Source organism: Amycolatopsis sp. SID8362, assembly GCF_010550475.1.
Classification (GTDB): domain Bacteria; phylum Actinomycetota; class Actinomycetes; order Mycobacteriales; family Pseudonocardiaceae; genus Amycolatopsis; species Amycolatopsis eburnea.
Genome location: NZ_JAAGNB010001221.1, coordinates 1 through 19,393, shown reverse-complemented (window position 1 = coordinate 19,393; position 19,393 = coordinate 1). Strand labels below are relative to the sequence as shown.

20 protein-coding genes and 1 pseudogene are annotated in these 19,393 nt (G+C 70.1%); 11 read left to right on the top strand and 10 right to left on the bottom strand.

Annotated features, from left to right (window positions below; translation table 11 throughout):
- Positions 1–267 precede the first annotated feature (267 nt).
- Both G3I65_RS38075 and tatB read left to right on the top strand, forming a co-directional pair.
- Positions 268–1,785: a trypsin-like peptidase domain-containing protein gene (locus G3I65_RS38075; protein WP_166641090.1), complete on the top strand. Its 1,518-nt coding sequence runs from the start codon at positions 268–270 to the stop codon at positions 1,783–1,785.
- Between the two features lie 78 nt (positions 1,786–1,863).
- Positions 1,864–2,274, top strand: coding sequence for a Sec-independent protein translocase protein TatB (tatB, locus tag G3I65_RS38070; RefSeq protein WP_160700388.1), 411 nt, complete (start codon positions 1,864–1,866; stop codon positions 2,272–2,274).
- Between the two features lie 234 nt (positions 2,275–2,508).
- On the opposite strand, the gene G3I65_RS38065 is transcribed toward tatB, so the two are convergent.
- The 4 genes from G3I65_RS38065 to G3I65_RS38050 are packed head-to-tail and all read right to left on the bottom strand — an operon-like array spanning position 2,509 to position 6,357.
- Positions 2,509–3,654: an Mrp/NBP35 family ATP-binding protein gene (locus G3I65_RS38065; RefSeq protein ID WP_163046824.1), complete on the bottom strand. Its 1,146-nt coding sequence runs from the start codon at positions 3,652–3,654 to the stop codon at positions 2,509–2,511.
- Between the two features lie 10 nt (positions 3,655–3,664).
- Positions 3,665–4,165 (bottom strand): DUF1003 domain-containing protein, encoded by a 501-nt coding sequence (locus G3I65_RS38060; RefSeq protein ID WP_160700387.1) that lies wholly within the window; start codon positions 4,163–4,165, stop codon positions 3,665–3,667.
- Complete coding sequence (locus G3I65_RS38055) at positions 4,158–5,435, bottom strand: magnesium transporter MgtE N-terminal domain-containing protein (protein ID WP_160700386.1); 1,278 nt, start codon at positions 5,433–5,435, stop codon at positions 4,158–4,160. The genes G3I65_RS38060 and G3I65_RS38055 overlap by 8 nt, the downstream gene beginning before the upstream one ends.
- Before the next feature lie 10 nt (positions 5,436–5,445).
- Positions 5,446–6,357, bottom strand: coding sequence for an aminoglycoside phosphotransferase family protein (locus tag G3I65_RS38050; RefSeq protein WP_160700385.1), 912 nt, complete (start codon positions 6,355–6,357; stop codon positions 5,446–5,448).
- Between the two features lie 93 nt (positions 6,358–6,450).
- On the opposite strand from G3I65_RS38050, the gene G3I65_RS38045 reads away from it, so the two are divergent.
- Positions 6,451–7,302 (top strand): slipin family protein, encoded by an 852-nt coding sequence (locus G3I65_RS38045; protein ID WP_160700384.1) that lies wholly within the window; start codon positions 6,451–6,453, stop codon positions 7,300–7,302.
- On the opposite strand, the gene G3I65_RS38040 is transcribed toward G3I65_RS38045, so the two are convergent.
- Positions 7,299–7,892: a DUF4190 domain-containing protein gene (locus G3I65_RS38040; RefSeq protein ID WP_160700383.1), complete on the bottom strand. Its 594-nt coding sequence runs from the start codon at positions 7,890–7,892 to the stop codon at positions 7,299–7,301. The genes G3I65_RS38045 and G3I65_RS38040 overlap by 4 nt on opposite strands.
- A 34-nt stretch (positions 7,893–7,926) precedes the next feature.
- Positions 7,927–8,289, bottom strand: a complete 363-nt coding sequence (locus G3I65_RS38035; RefSeq protein ID WP_160700382.1) for a DUF4190 domain-containing protein — start codon at positions 8,287–8,289, stop codon at positions 7,927–7,929.
- Between the two features lie 131 nt (positions 8,290–8,420).
- On the opposite strand from G3I65_RS38035, the gene G3I65_RS38030 reads away from it, so the two are divergent.
- From G3I65_RS38030 to G3I65_RS38005, 6 genes are all read left to right on the top strand, one after another.
- The gene (locus G3I65_RS38030; protein ID WP_160700381.1) at positions 8,421–9,617 is read left to right on the top strand and encodes an acyl-CoA dehydrogenase family protein; all 1,197 of its coding nucleotides are present in this window, start codon (positions 8,421–8,423) and stop codon (positions 9,615–9,617) included.
- 177 nt (positions 9,618–9,794) lie between these two features.
- A complete protein-coding gene (locus tag G3I65_RS38025) occupies positions 9,795–10,310 on the top strand; it encodes a general stress protein (protein WP_163046823.1) in 516 nt (171 codons plus the stop codon).
- A 256-nt stretch (positions 10,311–10,566) separates the two neighbouring features.
- Positions 10,567–11,889 (top strand): ABC transporter substrate-binding protein, encoded by a 1,323-nt coding sequence (locus tag G3I65_RS38020; protein ID WP_160700380.1) that lies wholly within the window; start codon positions 10,567–10,569, stop codon positions 11,887–11,889.
- Positions 11,886–12,848, top strand: a complete 963-nt coding sequence (locus G3I65_RS38015) for a carbohydrate ABC transporter permease (RefSeq protein ID WP_160700379.1) — start codon at positions 11,886–11,888, stop codon at positions 12,846–12,848. The genes G3I65_RS38020 and G3I65_RS38015 overlap by 4 nt, the downstream gene beginning before the upstream one ends.
- Positions 12,848–13,687, top strand: coding sequence for a carbohydrate ABC transporter permease (locus G3I65_RS38010; RefSeq protein WP_160700378.1), 840 nt, complete (start codon positions 12,848–12,850; stop codon positions 13,685–13,687). The genes G3I65_RS38015 and G3I65_RS38010 overlap by 1 nt, the downstream gene beginning before the upstream one ends.
- Positions 13,688–13,691: 4 nt before the next feature.
- A complete protein-coding gene (locus tag G3I65_RS38005) occupies positions 13,692–14,867 on the top strand; it encodes an ABC transporter ATP-binding protein (RefSeq protein ID WP_160700377.1) in 1,176 nt (391 codons plus the stop codon).
- Between the two features lie 63 nt (positions 14,868–14,930).
- Here G3I65_RS38005 and G3I65_RS38000 read toward each other — a convergent pair whose 3' ends face one another.
- Positions 14,931–15,794 (bottom strand): hypothetical protein, encoded by an 864-nt coding sequence (locus G3I65_RS38000; RefSeq protein WP_160700390.1) that lies wholly within the window; start codon positions 15,792–15,794, stop codon positions 14,931–14,933.
- Between the two features lie 286 nt (positions 15,795–16,080).
- On the opposite strand from G3I65_RS38000, the gene G3I65_RS37995 reads away from it, so the two are divergent.
- The gene (locus tag G3I65_RS37995; protein ID WP_086858888.1) at positions 16,081–16,275 is read left to right on the top strand and encodes a PspC domain-containing protein; all 195 of its coding nucleotides are present in this window, start codon (positions 16,081–16,083) and stop codon (positions 16,273–16,275) included.
- Positions 16,276–16,284: 9 nt separating this feature from the next.
- Here the strand turns inward: G3I65_RS37995 and G3I65_RS37990 are convergent, their stop codons facing one another.
- Positions 16,285–16,950 (bottom strand): TetR/AcrR family transcriptional regulator, encoded by a 666-nt coding sequence (locus G3I65_RS37990; RefSeq protein WP_160700376.1) that lies wholly within the window; start codon positions 16,948–16,950, stop codon positions 16,285–16,287.
- 120 nt (positions 16,951–17,070) lie between these two features.
- On the opposite strand from G3I65_RS37990, the gene G3I65_RS37985 reads away from it, so the two are divergent.
- Complete coding sequence (locus tag G3I65_RS37985; RefSeq protein WP_160700375.1) at positions 17,071–18,570, top strand: MFS transporter; 1,500 nt, start codon at positions 17,071–17,073, stop codon at positions 18,568–18,570.
- A 44-nt stretch (positions 18,571–18,614) separates the two neighbouring features.
- Here G3I65_RS37985 and G3I65_RS37980 read toward each other — a convergent pair whose 3' ends face one another.
- Both G3I65_RS37980 and G3I65_RS57765 read right to left on the bottom strand, forming a co-directional pair.
- Positions 18,615–19,271, bottom strand: coding sequence for a response regulator transcription factor (locus G3I65_RS37980; protein WP_125307087.1), 657 nt, complete (start codon positions 19,269–19,271; stop codon positions 18,615–18,617).
- Positions 19,268–19,393, bottom strand: a pseudogene (locus G3I65_RS57765) (two-component sensor histidine kinase); the annotation flags it as partial. The gene G3I65_RS37980 and the pseudogene G3I65_RS57765, both read right to left, overlap by 4 nt.

The following is a 19,393-nucleotide window of genomic DNA, read 5'->3' as shown; positions in this document are numbered from 1 at the left end:
CCGGCGAACCTGCTCCCGGCCCAGCTGGCGGTGCCCCCGCAGCAGGCGCCGACGTCGGTTCCGCCGACCACCACGGCCGCTGTGGTACCCGCGGGGATTCGCTGAACCGATTGACCGAGGCCGCCGCGAGGAAATCCTCCTGGCGGCCTTTGTCGTGCCGGACCGCCCACGGCCCAAGAAACAGCCACTTCACCGGCGGACCGGCAGACTCGGAGCACTGGGCTTGGGTATCGTCACGCCCAGCCACCTGATCTTCTGCACCGGGGAATGATGACCGAGCCGAACGTGAATCCCGAGCAGCCCGGCGCGCGCGATGCCGACCGGCTGGGTCCGCGGCCGCTCGCGCGGCCCGCCGTCGATCCGGCACAGGCCGCCGTGTTCGGGCGGCCGCAGGGTGTCGACGGGGCGTTCGACAAGCTCTACACCCCGCAGCGGGCCAACGGCGTCAACCTCGCGCCGCCCGCGCCCGAGTCACTCGCCGAAGCCTTCCGGCGGCCGCCAGGTGCCGAAGGCGTGCTGCTCGAACGGCCGCGCGAAGCGACCGGTGATCCGAAGCAGGCCGATCCGCCGCTGTGGAACAGCACCAGCGATCCGTGGCGCGATCCCGGCGCCGGCGCGGTGCTGGCCGGGCCCGCGATGGCCGCCGAGGACGAGGAGAAGCCCGCCAAGCGGCCGCCGGGGGCGTTGCTCAGCCTGCCCGAGGTGCTCTTCGGGCGCCGGGTGCAGCCGAAGGCGCTCGCGCTGCTCGGGGTCGTCGCGCTGCTCGTCGGCGCGGCAGGCGGGTTCGTCGGCTGGTGGGTCGGCGACACCGGCACCGAGCTCACCGGGTCCGCCACGATCGCCGAGGCCGAGGCGGCCAAGGAACGCCCGGCCGGTTCGGTCGCCGAGATCGCCAAGCGCGTCGCGCCCGCCGTCGTTTCGCTCGAGGTGTTCAAGCCCGGCGCCGAGTCCGGCGAGCAGGGTTCCGGCGTGATGATCGACCCGCAGGGCTACATCCTCACCAACGAGCACGTGATCGCCTCCGCCGCCGCGGACCCGGGCGTCAAGGTCACCGCGATCTTCGTCGACGGCACCCGCACCGAGGCCAAGCTCGTCGGCGCCGACCAGAAGACCGACCTCGCCGTCGTGAAGGTGAACGTCACCAACCCGACCGTGCTGCAGATCGGCAAGTCCGCGGACCTGCAGGTCGGCGACACCGTGATGGCGATCGGCTCGCCGCTGGCGCTGCAGAACTCCGTCACCGCGGGCATCGTCAGCGCGCTGAACCGGCCGATCACCGCGGGCGGCGACAGCGGCGCCCCGCCGGTCACCTACGAGGCCATCCAGACCGACGCCGCGATCAACCACGGCAACTCGGGCGGCGCGCTCGTCGACGCCACCGGCGCGCTGGTCGGCATCAACTCGTCGATCCGCTCGTCCAGCGCGGACGGCGGCAGCATCGGCATCGGCTTCGCCATCCCGAGCGACTACGCGATCAAGATCGCGAAATCGCTGATCAAGGACGGCAAGGTCCGGCACGCGGACATCGGCATCAACGCGTCCTCGACGGTCGCCGGCTCGTCCACGATGGGCGCGCAGGTGAAGAACGTCGCCCCCGGCGGCCCGGCCGCGAACGCGGGCATCAAGGAGGGCGACGTGATCACGAAGATCGGCTCCCGGCTGGTCCGCGACTCCGCGGAGCTGACGGTCGCGGTCCGCGCGCACGACGTCGGCGAAGTGGTCCCGGTGTCACTGGCCCGCGACGGCGCGAGCTTCGTCGTGGACGTAACCCTGGCTTCCGACTGAGTTCCCGCGTTCGGCCTGCCGGCGCACGGCGGCCTGCGGGTACCCTGGCCGGGTAGGTTCAGCTGCGGAGGTTGACTGGTGTTCGACAGCGTCGGGTGGGGCGAAATCCTCGTCCTCATCATCGCCGGTCTCTTCATCCTCGGCCCGGAACGCCTCCCCGAGGCGGCTTCCTGGCTGGCGAAGAGCGTGAAGAAGGTCCGCGACTTCGCGACCGGCGCCCGTGAACAGCTGCGCGAGGAGATGGGCCCGGAGTTCGACCAGCTCCGCAAGCCCCTCGAAGACTTGCGCGGGCTGCGCAACTTCGACCCCAAGCGCGTGGTGACGCAGCACCTCTTCGACGGTGACGCGGACCCGCTGGGCCTCAAGGGCATCACGAACGGCAGCAACGGGACGAACGGAACCAACGGCACGACGGTCGGCCAGCCCCAGGCGGCGCCGGAACCGCTGAAGCCGGGGGAGCGCCCGCCGATCGACCCGGACGCCACGTAGCCCGCACTTCTCAAGCGCCCTCGGCGGCGCCCGCCGACTTTGCCGGAACCCTGACCCGAGATGTAGTGAATGACTCATTCATGTCGTCCGACGACATGAATGAGTCATTCACTACATTGCAGCCCGCCACGACGCCGCCGATGTGGGTGACCGGTCACGAGGCAATCCCTGCTCCTGACCGAACCCCAGCGCGGCTACTGAGAACCCCCCAATGTGGCCTTGGGGCGCTTGAGGTCAGCGGCCGGCCGGGGTCACGTTCAGCATCATCCCGGCCAGGCCGCGGGCCCGGACCGAGAGCTTCTTCGCCACGTCGCCGAGCACCACCGACGCCGGGGCCTCCGGCTCGGACAGCACGATCGGCGTGCCCGCGTCGCCCTGGGCGACCACGCGCGGGTCCATCGGGACCTGGCCGAGCAGCGGCACCTCGGAGCCGATCGACTTCGTGAGCGAGTCGGCCACCGTCTGGCCGCCGCCGGCGCCGAAGATCTCCAGGCGGGAGCCGTCGGGCTGCTCCAGCCACGACATGTTCTCGATGACGCCCGCCACGCGCTGGCGGGTCTGCAGCGCGATCGCGCCCGCGCGCTCGGCCACCTCGGCCGCCGCCTGCTGGGGCGTCGTGACCACCAGGATCTCCGCGTTCGGGATCAGCTGGGCCACCGAGATCGCGATGTCGCCGGTGCCCGGCGGCAGGTCCAGCAGCAGGATGTCCAGGTCGCCCCAGAACACGTCGGCCAGGAACTGCTGCAGCGCGCGGTGCAGCATCGGGCCGCGCCACACCACCGGCGTGTTGCCCGGGGTGAACATGCCGATCGAGATCACCTTCACGCCGTGGGACTGCGGCGGCATGATCATCGTGTCGACCTTGGTCGGCTTCTCGCGCGCGCCCAGCATGCGGGGGATCGAGTGGCCGTAGATGTCCGCGTCCACGACGCCGACCGACAGCCCGCGCGCGGCCATCGCCGCGGCCAGGTTCACCGTGACCGACGACTTGCCGACGCCGCCCTTGCCCGAGGCCACGCAGTACACGCGGGTCATCGAGCCCGGCTGCGCGAACGGGATCACCGGCTCCGCCGCGTCCCCGCGGAGGGACTTCCGCAGCTCGGAGCGCTGCTCGTCACTCATGACGTCCAGCTCGACGCGCACGTCGACGACGCCGGGGAGCTTCGCGACGGCTTCCTTCGTGTCGTTGGTCAGCGTCGCCTTCAGCGGGCAGCCCGCGACCGTCAGGTAGATCCCGACCGTCACGACACCGTCGTCGCCGACGACCACGTCCTTGACCATCCCCAGGTCCGTGATGGGTTTCCGGATCTCCGGGTCTTGCACGCTCTTCAGCGCGCTGCGGACATCGTCGACGCTGGGGAGCTGCTGCGTACTGGTCACGCCACCCATGTTACGAGCCGGTAGGAGTGCGCGGCTTCCTGGGCTTCGCGTCCAGGTCCTCCCGCAGCCGGTCCAGCTCGCTGCGCAGGTAGTCCCGCGTCGCCACCTCGCCGACCGCCAGCCGCAGCGCCGCCAGCTCCCTGGCCAGGTACTCCGTGTCGGCTTTCGTCTGGGTCGCCCGGTTCCGGTCCTCCTCGAGGGAGACGCGGTCGCGGTCGTCCTGGCGGTTCTGCGCGAGCAGGATCAGCGGCGCCGCGTACGCCGCCTGGGTCGAAAAGGCCAGGTTGAGCAGGATGAACGGGTACGGGTCCCACTGCAGCGAAAGCGCCGTGAGGTTCAGCACGATCCAGACGATCACGATGAGCGTCTGCCAGAACAGGTACTTCCCGGTGCCGAGGAACCGCGCGATCCGCTCGGTGAACCGGCCGAACGAATCGGGGTCGATGTTCAGCCTGAACCGGGTCTGGCCGCGGGGCTGGTCGAGCCGCCGTCCCGGAGTCAGCTCAGGCACGGTGTTCCTCCAAGGTGTCGTGCAGCCCGGTCTCGCGCCAGTCCTCGGGCAGCAGGTGGTCGAGGACGTCGTCGACGGTCACCGCGCCGATCAGGTGGTCCTCGGTGTCGACGACCGGCCCGCAGGTCAGGTTGTACGCCGCGAAGTACCGCGTGACCTCGGCCAGCGAGGCGCCCGGTTTCAGCGGCGGCAGCCCGGTGTCGACGGCGCTGGCCACCAGTTCCGCCGGCGGCTCGCGCAGCAGGCGCTGGAAGTGGACGACGCCGACGTAGCGCCCGGTCGGCGTCGCGGTCGGCGGGCGGCAGACGAACACCATGCTGGCCAGTGCCGGGGGCAGCTCGGGGTTGCGGATGTGGGCCAGCGCCTCCGCGATCGTCGTGTCCGGGGTGAGCACCACCGGCTCCGGCGTCATCAGACCGCCCGCGGTGTCCGACGAGTACTCCAGCAGCCGCTTGACCGGCGCGGACTCCTCCGGCTCCATCAGCTCCAGCAGCCGGCTCTGGTCGGCCGGGGCCAGCTCGGCCAGCAGGTCGGCCGCGTCGTCGGGGTTCATCGCCTCGAGGACGTCGGCGGCGCGCTCCTCGGCCAGATAGGCCAGCAGTTCCTTCTGGTCGTCGTCCGGCAGCTCTTCGATGACGTCGGCGAGGCGCTCGTCGTCCATCGCGTCGGCGACCTCGTGGCGCCGCTTGAGCGGCAGGTCGCGCACGGTCGCGGCGATGTCGGCCGGGCGCATGGTGTCGAACAGCATGAGCAGCTGGCCGGCGCCCTGGGGCTGCGCGCCGAGGTCGGCCAGGCCCAGCCCGGAGACCTCCGGCCACGGCAGCACCTGCATCGCCGAGCGGCGCCGGCCCAGCCCGCTCCGCCGCTCCCGGATGGCCAGCTTGGCCAGCACCCAGTCGCGGGTGCGGGTCGGTTCCATCCCGGCGTCGACGACGGTGATCCGGGTGCCGGACGCGGTGAGCGTGGCGTGCGCGTCGAGCAGCTGGCCGAGCACCAGGACCTCGTTGGGCCGCTGGACGAACTGGCGCATGTTGACCGAGCCGGTGGCGAGCGTCACGGCGGTCGGCTCGATCCCGGTGACCCGCAGCATCGGCACGAAGACGCGCCGCCGCGTGCTCAGCTCGACGACCAGGCCGAGGATCCGCGGCGGCTGCGCGTCCAGCCGCAGCCCCGCGACCAGGTCGCGGACCCGCCCGATCGACTCGCCGTCCGGCCCGAATACCGGCAAGCCGGACAGCTGAGCTGCGAAAACCCTGTTGACCGCGGCCATGGAGCTGACACTATCGGCTGGCCGCCCAGGGGGCGATTTCCGCCACTGTGACGAAGGCCGGGTCGTCGCTGTCCTCGCCGGTCTCGGTGAGCTCCTCGACCATCCAGATCCAGTTCTGCACGGCCCGCACGAGCGTCCAGGCGCGGGCGCGTTCGGCGTCCAGCTCGTGCGAGGCGACGATCAGCGCGAACCGTTCGTCCAGTGTGGACTCGGTGAAGCGGTTCCAGAACAACGGGATGACACCCCACTCGAGGTCGCCCGCCAGCGGCTTGGGGTCGATCACCAGCCACGGCTCGCGCGTGCCGGCGAGGACGTTCTCGAAGTGCAGGTCCTCGTTCACCAGCAGCTCACCCGCGCCCGGGCCCAGCTCGCGGCAGATCGCGACGGCGTCGTCGACCAGCCGCTTCTCGAACGGCTCGCCGAGTTCGGCCCACCGGCGGGGGAGCTCCTCGGCGAGGCGCCCGGCTTCGGTGCGCAGCCGCCGCCGCATCGACGACGGCGCGGGCACGGTGAGCCGCCGCGCGAGGCCGCCGATGAGCGGGATCGCTTCGCGCAGCGGGAGGTCGTCCAGGGTCCGGTCCGGGTCGAGCCGTTCGAGCAGCAGGACGCCGTCCTCGGGCGCGGACTCCAGCAGCAGCACCGCACCCCGACCGGCCCATGTGGACAGTGCGAGCGGCTCGTCGGCCGACTCTTCGTCGCGCCAGCCGAGCTTCAGCACCACCGGCGTGCCATCGGGCAGGCGCGCGGGCTGCGCCACCCCGACGTAGCCGTGCATCGCTTCGCCCTCGAACGCCAGGCCCCACTCGCGCGCGTACCGGGCGGCGAGCCGGGGCAGGCCCGCCAGCCACGGGACGGCCTCGGGGCCGAGCACCCGGGGCGCGCGGGCGGCGAACAGCGGCGGCACGCGAAGATCGGTCACCACCCCAGCCTGGCAGTCCCGTCCAGCGCGTTTCGTCGCGGTCGCGGCGGGCGTACGCTGGGTTTTCAGGGGAAAACGCAACCCCGGGGAGCAGCCATGGTGGTGGAGGTCCTCAGCGCGGTCGTCGTCGCGGGCGGAGCCTGGCTCGCGGCCAGCGTGCGCGTCGTGAAGCAGTACGAACGCGGGCTCGTCTTCCGGTTCGGCCGGGTGCGGGCGAAGGTGCGGGAACCGGGGCTGGCGGTGCTGGTGCCGTTCGCGGACCGGATCCAGAAGGTCAACATGCAGATCGTCACCATGCCGATCCCGGCCCAGGACGGCATCACCCGCGACAACGTCACGGTCCGGGTCGACGCGGTCGTCTACTTCAAGGTCATCGACCCGATCGTCGCGGCGGTCAACGTCCAGGACTACCGGTCGGCGGTCGGCCAGGTCGCGCAGACGTCGCTGCGCTCGATCATCGGCAAGAGCGACCTCGACGACCTGCTCTCCAACCGCGAGCGGCTCAACGAGGGCCTGGAGCTGATGATCGACAGCCCCGCGCTGGACTGGGGCATCCACATCGACCGCGTCGAGATCAAGGACGTCGCGCTGCCGGAGGCGATGAAGCGCTCGATGTCGCGGCAGGCCGAGGCGGAGCGGGAACGACGCGCGCGCGTCATCTCCGCCGACGGCGAGCTGCAGGCGTCGCACAAGCTCGCGCAGGCCGCCAGGACGATGGCCGACACCCCTTCGGCGCTGCAGCTGCGGCTGCTGGAGACCGTCGTGCAGGTGTCGTCGGAAAAGAACTCGACGCTGGTGCTGCCGTTCCCGGTGGAGCTGCTGCGGTTCCTGGACGCCCAGACCCCGAAGCCCGCGCCGCCGGAACCGCCGGCCGAGGCGAAGCCGGAGGTGAACGGCCACGCGACCCCGGCGCCGCGCAGCCCGGGCGACGCGGTCCTGCCGGACTAAGTGAGCTGCCCGTTCGCGCTCAGCACGATCAACGTGGTGAAGAACCCGACCCACAGCGCGACGACGACGTAGCCGACGATCACGGCGGCCGTGGCCAAGCCGCGGCCGCCCGCTTCGCCGCGGTTCGACTTGCTCAGCGCGATGTGGCCCATGACCAGCCCGGCGATCGCCGTGACGCCGGAGCAGAAGCCGAGGATCGAGCAGACCAGCGCGCCGATCGCCAGCGCGTTGTCCTGCCCGCGGGCGACGCGGCCGTACGGCGCGTACTGCGGCGGCGTCACGTACGACGGGTACTGCGCGTACGGCTGCTGCGGGTAGGCGGGCGGCGTGTAGACCGGCTGGCCGGGGGCGGCGTAGGGCGTGCCGGGGATGTGCGCGGCCGGCGTTTCGAACGAGCCGGGCGGCAACGGGCCGGGCTGCTCGGGCGCGGCAGGAGTCTCCGCGACCGTCGTGTCGGCGAGCGTGGCGTCGCCCGCCGGCGGGTCGTACGTCGCCGGCTCGTAGGACGGCGGGTCCGCGGGCGGCGGCGGGTCGTAGGCCACGGTCGGATCGGCGGCCGGACGGTCCTTGTCCCCGGACGGGTCGGTCATGACGGGTCCCCTCGGTGCGTGCGGGAAGCCAAGGCTAGCGCCAGGCGCCCAAGGCGCCGATGCCGATGAAGAAGGCGAACAGCCCGATGTTCAGCGCGACCGCGCAGTAGCCGATGATGATCCCCGCCAGCGCGATGCCCTGGCCGTCGGCGACGCCGCGCTTGGCCTTGCCGTACGCGATGTGGCCCATGATGATGCCCGCGATGCCGACGGCGAAGCACAGGACGAGCCCGAGGATCGAGCAGACCAGCGACCCGACGGCGAGGCCCGAGCCCTCCTGAGGCTGCTGCAACCCGCCGGCGTAGCCCGGGTAGCCGGGGTACTGCGGGTAACCGGGCTGCTGGTAGCCGTACTGCTGCTGGCCGTACGGGTTGTTCGGGTCCTGCGGATACGTCATGGTGCTCCCCTCCGCGCCGCACTCTACGGCGGGAATCGTGAGCGCCCTCATAGCAGGGTCCGGCTTTTCCGGTCATACTCACCGGTAACCCAGCGCCGGGAGCGGCGTCGTATTCCGGAAAGGGAGCCGTGATGGCCCGTCTCGCCCAGACCGCCGGCCTCACCGACGTGCAGTCGGAGATCCTCGCGACCGTCCGCCAGTTCGTGGACAAGGAGGTCATCCCGCACGCGCAGGAGCTCGAGCACTCCGACACCTACCCGGCGGACATCGTCGAGGGCATGAAGGAGATGGGCCTGTTCGGGATCACCATCCCGGAGGAGTACGGCGGGCTCGGCGAGTCGCTGCTGACGTACGCGCTGGTCGTCGAGGAGATCGCGCGCGGCTGGATGAGCGTGTCCGGCGTGATCAACACCCACTTCATCGTGGCGCACATGATCTCCCGCCACGGCACGGAGGCGCAGAAGCAGCACTTCCTCCCGCGGATGGCGACCGGCGAGGTCCGCGGCTCGTTCTCGATGTCGGAGCCCGACCTCGGCTCGGACGTCGCCGCGATCAAGACCCGCGCCCGCAAGAACGGCGACGGCTACGTCATCGACGGCTCGAAGATGTGGCTGACGAACGGCGGCTCGTCCAACCTGATCGCGCTGCTCGTCAAGACGGACGAAGGCGCCGAGAAGGCCCACCAGAACCTGACGACGTTCCTCGTGGAGAAGCCGGAGGGCTTCGGCGAGGTGGCACGGGGCCTGACCATCCCGGGCAAGATCGACAAGATGGGCTACAAGGGCGTCGACACGACCGAAGCGGTCTTCGACGGCTACAAAATCGGCGCGGACATGGTCCTCGGCGAGGCCCCGGGCAAGGGCTTCGCGTACATGATGGACGGCGTCGAGGTCGGCCGCGTGAACGTCGCGGCGCGGGCGTGCGGCATCGCGATCCGCGCGTTCGAGCTGGCGGTGGAGTACGCCCAGCAGCGCAAGACGTTCGGCAAGGCGATCGCCGAGCACCAGGCCGTGGCGTTCAAGCTGGCCGAGATGGCGACCAAGGTCGAAGCAGCCCACCTGATGATGGTGAACGCGGCACGCCTGAAGGATTCGGGCGAGCGCAACGACGTCGAAGCCGGCATGGCCAAGCTGATCGCCTCGGAGTACTGCGCGGAGGTCACGCAGGACGCGTTCCGCATCCACGGCGGCTACGGGTACTCGAAGGAGTACGAGATCGAGCGCCTGATGCGCGAAGCCCCGTTCCTGCTGATCGGCGAGGGCACAAGCGAGATCCAGAAGACGATCATCAGCCGCGGCCTCCTGCGCGAGTACAAGTCCCGTTCCTGAGGCCGCCACTTTCGGCGAGAAAGATGCGTTCGGAGGCCCCATGGACGTAACTTAATCAGGGAAAGTGCGAAGCGACTTGTCGACATGGCCGGGCGCCCGGCCTTTCGGGGTAAGCGGCTCGCACCGTTCGGGTGTTCTTGACAAGATGGACGCCCGAGACCCACGAGTGCGCAGGTGATGATGGTGAGTAGTCCCTTCGGCGGGAACCGGGCGCCCGGCAACCTGCCACGGCTGCCGACTCCGCCGACCGGCTGGCCGATCGGGTCGTACGCGACCTACGGCGAGGCGCAGCAGGCCGTCGACTTCCTCGCCGACAGCGAGTTCTCCGTCTCCGACGTCACCATCGTCGGCGTCGACCTGATGCTCGTCGAACGCGTCATCGGGAAGCTGTCCTGGGGGCGCGTGCTCGGCACCGGCGCCGTGTCCGGTGCGTGGTTCGGCCTGTTCGCGGGGCTGTTGCTGGGGCTGTTCGTCAACCAGGGCTTCGCGCTGCAGCTGCTCACCGGGCTGGTGCTCGGCGTGCTGTCCGGGCTGATGTTCGCCGCCATCGGGTACAGCATGTCGCGGGGGCGGCGGGACTTCTCCTCGGCGAGCCAGCTCGTCGCCGGCCGGTACGACGTGCTGTGCCAGCCGCGTTCCGCCGAACAGGGGCGCGAATTGCTCGCCAAGCTCGCGCTCAAGCCGAACCCCTGAATCGGAACCCCTAAAAACCTCGCCACTACCAGCGAAAAATCACGATTCGGCGCGCGGTGGGCTGAATCGTTACCGATACTGCTTGCGGGGTGTGATCGCCCGGCATAAGTTGTCCGACACCAGTCGGGCGGCCTCGCCCAACCAGCGCGGCCACCCGAGCACTAGCACGTCGGGGTGCTGGCGCGGTTCGCCTCATCGCGTCGCGGTGCCCACCGGGTACCGCGGTAACCGGCGTGCACGCGGGTGAGGAGGCCTTATGGGGAAGAGGATCGGCGCGGGCGAACGGGGACGCTCGCCCGGCCGTGCCGCGGTCCTGCTGGGGGCAGGGGCACTGGTGACCGGTCTGCTGGCCGGTTGCGGATCGGGCGGTGGGCTGAAGATCAACGTCTACTACGCGCCCGAGGACAGCTTCCAGAAAGTCGTCGACAACTGCAACCAGGCGGCGGGCGGGCGCTACGAGATCGTTTACAACAAACTGCAGCGCGGCGCGGACGACCAGCGGCTGCAGATGGCGCGGCGGCTCGCCGCGGGTGACAACGCGATGGACGTCCTCGGCCTCGACGTGACCTGGGTTTCGGAGTTCGCCGAAGCCGGGTGGATCGAGGAGTGGAAGGACCAGAACAAGGCCGAGGCGACGCAGGGCGTCCTGCAGGGACCGCTGGAAACGGCGACCTACGACGGGAAGCTCTACGCGGCCACGAAGAACACCAACGTCCAGCTGCTCTGGTACGACGACCGGATCACGCCGACGCCGCCGAAGACGTGGCAGGAGATGATCGCGAAGTCGAAGGAGCTGAAGGCGCAGGGCAAGCCCTACAGCATCGTCTTCACCGGCGCGCAGTACGAAGGCCTCGTCGTCTTCTACAACACGCTGGTCAACTCGATGGGCGGGCACATCGTCTCCGACGACGGCAAGTCCGTCGTGATGGACGACGGCGCCGTGCAGGCGCTGGCCCTGCTCAAGGAGGTCGCGTCGTCGGGCATCACCGACCCGTCGCTGACCAACTCGAAGGAGGACGACGTCCGGCAGGCGTTCCAGCGCGGTGACGCCGCGTTCGAGCTCAACTGGCCGTTCGTCTACGCCTCCTACGCCAAGGACAAGCCGCAGGACGTCTCGCACATGAAGTGGGCCGTCTACCCCGAGGCGAAGGCCGGCACGCCGGCCAAGACCACGATCGGTGGCTACGACCTGGCCGTCAGCTCGCTGTCGGCGCACAAGCCCGAGGCGTTCGAAGCGGCGCTGTGCCTGCGCAACGCGGAGAACCAGAAGTTCTCGGCGATCAACGACGGCGTCCCGCCGACCATCGAATCGGTGTACCACAACGACACGCCGCTCGACCCGTCGAAGCCGGCGAGCGCCGACAACCCGAACATGGCGCTGAAGTACCCGATGCGCGACTCGATCATCGACGCCATCAAGGACTCGGCGGTGCGGCCGCTGACCCCGGCGTACCAGAACATGTCGACCGTGATGTCGAAAGTCCTTTCCCCGCCCGGTGAAATCGACCCGAAGGCCACCGCGGACAAGCTTCGCGAGCAGCTCAACGACGCGCTCCAGTCGAAGGGAGTGATCCCGTGACCGTCCAGGACCCGACCGCGGCGGGGGCCACCGCCGCCCAGGAACCCGTGTCCCACAAGAAGGGCAAACCCGCGCTCTCCGAAGGGAAGAAGGCCGAACGGCGGCTCGGGCTCTGGCTGTGCGCGCCCGCGTTCATCGTGATGATCGCGGTCACCGGCTACCCGATCCTCTACTCGATCTGGCTGTCGCTGCAGCGCTACGACCTCCGGTTCCCGGCGCAGCAGGAGTTCGTCGGCTTCGACAACTACGGGGCCGTGCTGTCCAATTCGTACTGGTGGACCGCGTTCGGCACCACGATGTTCCTCACCGTGGTGTCGGTGGCGATCGAGTTCGTCCTCGGCATGGCGCTGGCGCTGGTGATGCACCGGACGCTCGTCGGACGCGGGCTGGTGCGCACGGTCGCGCTGATCCCGTACGGCATCGTCACGGTCGTCGCGGCGTTCTCGTGGTACTACGCGTGGACGCCGAAGACCGGCTACCTGGCGAACTGGCTGGCCGCCGACGCGGCACCGCTCACCCAGCAGTGGCCGTCGCTGTTCATCATCATCGGCGCCGAGGTGTGGAAGACCACGCCGTTCATGGCGCTGCTGCTGATGGCGGGCCTGGCACTGGTGCCGGACGACCTGCTCAAGGCCGCTGCGATGGACGGCGCGAGCGCGTGGCAGCGGTTCACCAAGGTGATGCTGCCGGTGATGAAGCCGGCGATCCTGGTGGCGCTGCTGTTCCGCACGCTGGACGCGTTCCGCATCTTCGACAACATCTACGTGCTCACCTCGGGCGCGCAGGACACCGGGTCGGTTTCCATGCAGACCTACAACAACCTGGTCAAGGGGCTCAACCTCGGGATCGGGTCGACGATGGCGGTGCTGATCTTCATCACCGTGGCGATCATCGCCTTCATCTTCATCAAGGTGTTCGGCACGGCCGCACCTGGCTCGGACGACGGGGGTAAGCGCTGATGGTGATGGGAACCGTCACGACGGGCCGCAAGCTTCGCTGGGGCCTGGTCGACATCCTCGTGCTGGTGTTCGCGCTGGTGCCGGTGCTCTGGGTGGTTTCGCTGTCGTTCAAGACCAAGGACACGCTGACCGACGGGTACTTCATCCCGCAGTCGTGGACCTGGCAGAACTACGCGGACATCTTCCAGACCTCGGAGTTCCTGCTGGCGCTGGTCAACTCCATCGGCATCGCGGTCATCTCGACGGTGATCGCGGTGGTGCTGGGCACGATGGCCGCGTACGCGATCGCGCGGCTGGAGTTCCCCGGCAAGCAGCTGCTGGTCGGGCTTTCGCTGCTGATCGCGATGTTCCCGCAGGTGTCGCTGGTGACGCCGCTGTTCAACATCGAGCGGAACCTGGCGCTGTTCGACACGTGGCCGGGGCTGATCCTGCCCTACATCACGTTCGCGCTGCCGCTGTCGATCTACACGCTGTCGGCGTTCTTCCGGGAAATCCCGTGGGAGCTGGAAAAAGCGGCCAAGATGGACGGCGCGACGCCGGCACAGGCCTTCCGGAAGGTGATCGCGCCGCTGGCCGCGCCGGGCGTGTTCACCACCGCGATCCTGGTGTTCATCTTCTGCTGGAACGACTTCCTGTTCGCCATCTCGCTGACGTCGACCACGGCGTCGCGCACGGTGCCGGCCGCGCTGTCGTTCTTCACCGGGTCCTCGCAGTTCGAGGACCCGACCGGGCAGGTGAGCGCGGCCGCGGTCGTGATCACCATCCCGATCATTGTGTTCGTGTTGTTCTTCCAGCGTCGCATCGTGGCGGGGCTGACGTCCGGTGCGGTGAAGGGGTAGCGCTATGGCAGAGATCGTGCTCGACAAGGTGTCGAAGAAGTACCCCGACGGCGCCCTCGCCGTGTCCGAAGTGGACATCACCATCGCCGACGGCGAGTTCATCATCCTGGTCGGCCCGTCCGGCTGCGGGAAGTCGACGACGCTGAACATGGTGGCGGGCCTGGAGGACATCTCCTCGGGCGAGCTGCGCATCGACGGCAAGCGCGTCAACGAGAAGGCCCCGAAGGACCGGGACATCGCGATGGTGTTCCAGTCCTACGCGCTCTACCCGCACATGAGCGTGCGGGAGAACATGGCCTTCCCGCTGCGGCTGGCCAAAGTGGACGACAAGACGGTGCGGGCGAAGGTCGAAGAGGCGGCGACGATCCTCGACCTGACCGCGCACCTGGACCGCAAGCCGGCCAACCTCTCCGGTGGCCAGCGCCAGCGCGTCGCGATGGGCCGGGCGATCGTCCGCAGCCCCAAGGCGTTCCTGATGGACGAGCCGCTGTCCAACCTGGACGCCAAGCTGCGCGGCCAGATGCGGACGTCGGTGTCGAAGATCCAGAAGCAGCTCGGCACCACGACGCTGTACGTGACGCACGACCAGACCGAGGCCATGACACTGGGCGACCGGGTCGTGGTGCTGCGGGCCGGGTACGTGCAGCAGATCGGCTCGCCGCAGTTCCTCTACGACAACCCGGCGAACCTGTTCGTGGCCGGGTTCATCGGCTCGCCGTCGATGAACTTCGTCCCGGCGACGCTGGAGAACAACGAGCTGCGCAGCGCGCTGGGCACGACGCCGTTGACCGACCGCGTCCGCCGGCTGGTGGAGCGGGCCGACGCCCCGCGCGAGCTGATCGTCGGCATCCGGCCGGAGCACTTCGAGGACGCCGCCCTGGTCGCCGACAAGAGCGGCGGCGGGACGTTCACCGCGCACATCGACGTGCTCGAGTCGATGGGCTCGGAGAAGTTCGCCCACTTCACGGTGGAGGGCGAAACGGCGACGTCCGAGGAACTGGCGGAACTGGCCGCGGACAGCGGCTCGTCCGATGTCCCGGGCGCGGAGTCCCAGATCGTGGCCCGCCTGTCGGCCGAGTCGGCGGCGACGGAGAACGCGGACCTCGAGGTCTGGTACGACGCGGACAAGATCAAGCTGTTCGACCCCTCGAACGGCAAGAACCTCACCTACGAGGACTGAGCCGCAAGTCCGTGAAGGCCTCCTTACCGGGCATTAAAGCCGGTAAGGAGGCCTTCACGGCTTTCAGGGCGTCGGGAGGCGGGGGAGGATCGACGTCGCGGCGGTGCGGGCCAGTGCGCAGGTGGCGTCGTTGGCCGTGCCCGCCGTTTCGACCACGCTGATCTCCGCCAGCTCACGGCGGCCCGGCAGGCCCGGCGCCGGCTGGGTGGTGTCGACCAGGCAGAACGCGCCCGCGGTGCGGACCCGGGCCGGGCGGCCGCCGAGGGTTTCCGGTGGGGCGGACGGCGGCGTCGTCTCCACCGTCAGCGCGAGGCTGACCTTGCCGCGGATGCAGCTGTGCCCGGACAGGCCGGTCGTCGGCCGGCTGCCCGGGCCGGCAGCGGCGTCGAGGTCGTGGCTGTCGAGCAGCACGCACGGCGCCACCCGCCCCCACGAGCGGTCCGGGAACGTCAGCCTGCCGACCTTGCCCGCAGTGATGGCGGTCAGCGCCGAGCCGACGGTGGCGTCCGCGACGCCGCAGCGCGCGGCCTGGTCGGTCGCGGTGTCGGTGACCGTCAGGTCGATCCGGTTGCCGTCGGCGAAGGTGATCGCGCGGGTGCACGCGCTGCGGTCGTTGAACATCGACTGCTGGACCGCCACGCCGTCGGGCACCGGGCCGGGGTAGTCGTACGGCTTGATGTTCGGGTCGGAGTCGAACGCCAGCGGCCCGAGCCGGATCGTCTGCGCGCCGCGCGCGGCCTGGCAGGACTCGAACGTCGGCACGGCGACCGCGCCGGGCGCGACGGCGGCGACGTTCAGGAGGCTGCAGTAGTCGACCGTGCCGAAGTCGCCGAGCGCGGCGGACGCCGTCAGCGGCGACGGGCCGGACTGGTCGGGCGCCGCCGCCTGCGTCGTCGAGCACGCCGCGGTGAGCAGGGCGCAGAACATCGCGACGGCCAAGCTTTTCGAACGCGGGTACACGGGGTGCAAGTATCACCACATCGGCCGGAAAAACCAGCCCTGACGGGGACATCTCTCAGTGTTTTCGGCACCACCGGCGGCAAACCCGCAGTTCAGGCGGATTCGCCGCCGGACGACCGGGATTTCCCGGACTTACGAATGTTTTTCGGCTTTACCGTCCCCTAAGGGAGCTGTCCTTCCCGCGAGCGATGCGGCGGCGGGTGGCGCGGTGGTGAAGTGGGTTCATCGGAACTTCGAGGAAAAGGAAACGACGATGAGCGCACCGGTCACCCGCCGCCTGTCCCGCCCCCGCCACGGCCGCATGCTCGGCGGCGTCTGCGCGGGCCTCGCCCAGCGCTGGGGCATGAAGCCCGGCACCGTCCGGCTGCTGGCCGTGCTGTCCTGCCTGCTGCCCGGGCCGCAGTTCGTGGCCTACCTGATCCTGTGGGCGGTCATCCCGTCCGAGTGACCGAAGTCCTCACGGGCGCCAGCAGGACATCGCTTCGTCCACCTCGTCCACCCCGAGCGGCGGCCGGGGCAGCTTCGACGGCTTCCCCGGCTCGGCGCGCAGGCCGTCGAGCAGCATCGCGAGGCAGCGGCGCCACAGGTCCGGCTCCACCGCGGACGTGAACTCGATCGCCGAGCCGATCATCATGTGCAGCAGGGGGATGTCGGTCGGGGAGAAGTCGGCGCGCAGGCCGCCCGCCTCCTGGGCCCGTTCGACGAGCCGTGTGATCAACGGCACCATGCGGGCTTTCTCTTCGGCGACGTGCTCGTGGCCGAACTTGTTGGACAGCATGATCTCGCGCAGGCCGCGGTCGCCCGAGTGAAGCTCGATCGACTTCCAGGTGAAGTCCACGAACGCCTGCCACGCGTCTTCGGCCTTCAGCGCTTCCTCGGCGAGATCGCCGATTTCCTCCATGCGCTCGGCGAACATGGCCTCGACCAGGTGTTCCTTGCTGGGGAACCGGCGGTAGACGGTGCCGACGCCGAGGCCGGCGTGGTGCGCGATGTCGTCCAGCGTGGCTTCGAGCCCGCGCTGGCCGAACACCACGCGGGCCGACGCCAGGATGCGACGGCGGTTGAGTTCAGCGTCACGCCGCAGCGGCCGCGCCGGTGCGGCGGGACCAGGGTCCCGTGCCATACCGGCCAGTCTAACGCGTCAAGTAGAGGCACCATCTCCGGTTTGTGTGTACCTTGGGTCGCGTAAGGGGAGATACCTACTCCACATAGCTTCCTGATCACGCCCAGTGAGGGGACACCCATGTCCGAATCCACTCTCGCCGTCGCGCCGCCGGGGGACGCGCGCGCCGCCGAGAACCCCCACCACAGCCGGAGATGGCTGATCCTGGTGATGATCGGCATCGCGCAGCTGATGGTCGTGCTGGACGCGACGGTCGTGAACATCGCGCTGCCGTCCGCCCAGGTCGACCTGGGGTTCTCCAACGACGCGCGCCAGTGGGTCGTCACCGCGTACGCGCTCGCGTTCGGCAGCCTGCTGCTGCTCGGCGGGCGGCTCGCGGACCTCTTCGGCCGCAAGAACGCGTTCCTGGTCGGCCTCGCCGGCTTCGCCGCGGTGTCCGCGCTCGGGGGCGCGGCCGCCAACATCGAGATGCTGCTCATCGCGCGCGCGGCACAGGGCGTGTTCGGCGCGCTGCTCGCGCCGGCCGCGCTTTCGCTGCTGACGACGACGTTCACCGACCCGAAGGAGCGCGGTCGCGCGTTCGGCGTCTTCGGTGCCATCGGCGGTGGCGGCGCGGCGATCGGCCTGCTGCTCGGCGGCGTGCTGACCGAGTACCTCGACTGGCGCTGGTGCATGTTCGTCAACATCATCTTCGCCGTCGTGGCCTTCATCGGCGGCTCGATCCTGCTGCGCCGCCAGGAGTCCGACGGCCCGCGCCCGAAGCTCGACCTGCCCGGCACGATCACGGCGTCCGCGGGTCTGTTCGCCCTGGTCTACGGCTTCGCGAACGCCGAGTCGGACTCGTGGTCGGCGGTCTCGGTGTGGGGCTTCCTCGCCGCCGGCGTGGTGCTGCTGGGCGCGTTCGTGTGGCTGCAGCAGCGCGTCTCGCACCCGCTGCTCCCGCTGCGCGTGCTGCTCGACCGCAACCGCGGCGGCTCGTACCTGGCGATGTTCCTGCTCGCCATCGGCATGTTCGCGATCTTCCTGTTCCTGACGTTCTACGTGCAGCAGAACCTGAAGTTCACGCCGATCGAGAGCGGCGTCGGCTTCCTGCCGATGGTCGCGACGCTGATGCTGGCCGCCACCACCGCGACGGCCGTGCTGCTGCCGCGCTTCGGCCCGCGGCCGCTGGTCCCGACCGGCATGGCGATCGCCGCCGTCGGCCTGTTCTGGCTGAGCGGCATCGGCCTCGACAGCACCTACACCTCCGGCGTGCTCGGCCCGCTGCTGGTGATGGGCTTCGGCATCGGCCTGGCGATGGCGCCGGCGATGAGCGTCGCGACCTTCGGCGTCGAGGCGCACGACGCGGGTGTCGCGTCGGCGGCGGTCAACACGATGCAGCAGGTCGGCGGTTCGATCGGCACGGCGCTGCTGTCGACGCTGGCGGGCAACGCGGCCACGGCGTACCTCGCGGGCAAGGTCCCGACCCCGCAGCTGGTGGCCGAGGCGTCGATCGAGAGCTACACGACGGCGTTCACCTGGGCGGCCGTGATCTTCGCGGCCGGTGCGGTGCTCAGCGGCCTGCTGCTGCGCCCGGGCGTCCCGAAGGGCGAAGCCGCTCCCGGCGCCGTCCACATGTGAGACCCGCCGGCGCGGGCCTTCGGGGGGCCCGCGCCGGCGGCGCGTCAGGTGACCAGGCCGTGGCGGTAGGCGTAGACGACCGCCTGCACCCGGTCGCGGAGGTCGAGCTTGGTGAGGATCCGCGAGACGAACGTCTTCACGGTTTCCGGGCTGATGAACAGCTTCGCGGCGATTTCGGCGTTCGAGAGGCCGTCCGCGATCAGGCGGAGCACCTCCAGTTCGCGCGGGGTCAGCGGGTGCTCGGGCGCGGTGCCGGCCGGCCGGATCCGGGCGGCGTGCCGTCCCACCAGCCGGCGCGTCACCTCCGGGTCGAGCAGCGCCGCGCCGGTGGCGACGGTCCGGATGCCGTGCAGCAGGTGCTCCGGCGGCGCGTCCTTGAGCAGGAACCCGCTGGCGCCCGCGCGCAGGGCTTCGTAGACGTACTCGTCGAGGTTGAACGTCGTCAGCACGAGCACCTTGACCGGATGCGCGACGCCGGGCCCGGCCAGCAGCCGGGTGGCTTCGATGCCGTCGAGCACCGGCATGCGCACGTCCATCACCACGACGTCCGGGCGCAGCCGGCCGGCGAGCTCGACGGCGGTCTTCCCGTCGCCGCACTCGCCGGCCACCTCGAAGTCCGGCTGCGCGCCGATGATCGTCACCAGCCCGGTGCGGATCAGCATCTGGTCGTCGCAGACCAGGACCCGGATCGGCGCGGTCACGCCCGGGCCCCGGTGGGGATCCGGGCGCGCACGACGAACGCGGCGCCGTGCGGGCCCGCGCTGAAGTCGCCGCCCAGGACGCCGACCCGTTCGCGGAGCCCGGCCAGGCCGCGCCCGCTCCC

Excerpts from the sequence above, each read along its gene's own strand:
- G3I65_RS38000 (WP_160700390.1), bottom strand. The coding sequence starts at position 15,794 with ATGTTCTGCGCCCTGCTCACCGCGGCGTGCTCGACGACGCAGGCGGCG.
- G3I65_RS38075 (WP_166641090.1), top strand. The coding sequence starts at position 268 with ATGATGACCGAGCCGAACGTGAATCCCGAGCAGCCCGGCGCGCGCGAT.
- G3I65_RS38020 (WP_160700380.1), top strand. The coding sequence starts at position 10,567 with ATGGGGAAGAGGATCGGCGCGGGCGAACGGGGACGCTCGCCCGGCCGT.
- G3I65_RS38025 (WP_163046823.1), top strand. The coding sequence starts at position 9,795 with ATGATGGTGAGTAGTCCCTTCGGCGGGAACCGGGCGCCCGGCAACCTG.
- G3I65_RS38005 (WP_160700377.1), top strand. The coding sequence starts at position 13,692 with ATGGCAGAGATCGTGCTCGACAAGGTGTCGAAGAAGTACCCCGACGGC.
- G3I65_RS38040 (WP_160700383.1), bottom strand. The coding sequence starts at position 7,892 with ATGACCGACCCGTCCGGGGACAAGGACCGTCCGGCCGCCGATCCGACC.
- G3I65_RS37995 (WP_086858888.1), top strand. The coding sequence starts at position 16,081 with ATGAGCGCACCGGTCACCCGCCGCCTGTCCCGCCCCCGCCACGGCCGC.
- G3I65_RS38010 (WP_160700378.1), top strand. The coding sequence starts at position 12,848 with ATGGTGATGGGAACCGTCACGACGGGCCGCAAGCTTCGCTGGGGCCTG.
- G3I65_RS37990 (WP_160700376.1), bottom strand. The coding sequence starts at position 16,950 with ATGGCACGGGACCCTGGTCCCGCCGCACCGGCGCGGCCGCTGCGGCGT.
- G3I65_RS38045 (WP_160700384.1), top strand. The coding sequence starts at position 6,451 with ATGGTGGTGGAGGTCCTCAGCGCGGTCGTCGTCGCGGGCGGAGCCTGG.
- G3I65_RS38030 (WP_160700381.1), top strand. The coding sequence starts at position 8,421 with ATGGCCCGTCTCGCCCAGACCGCCGGCCTCACCGACGTGCAGTCGGAG.
- G3I65_RS38035 (WP_160700382.1), bottom strand. The coding sequence starts at position 8,289 with ATGACGTATCCGCAGGACCCGAACAACCCGTACGGCCAGCAGCAGTAC.
- G3I65_RS37985 (WP_160700375.1), top strand. The coding sequence starts at position 17,071 with ATGTCCGAATCCACTCTCGCCGTCGCGCCGCCGGGGGACGCGCGCGCC.
- G3I65_RS38055 (WP_160700386.1), bottom strand. The coding sequence starts at position 5,435 with ATGGCCGCGGTCAACAGGGTTTTCGCAGCTCAGCTGTCCGGCTTGCCG.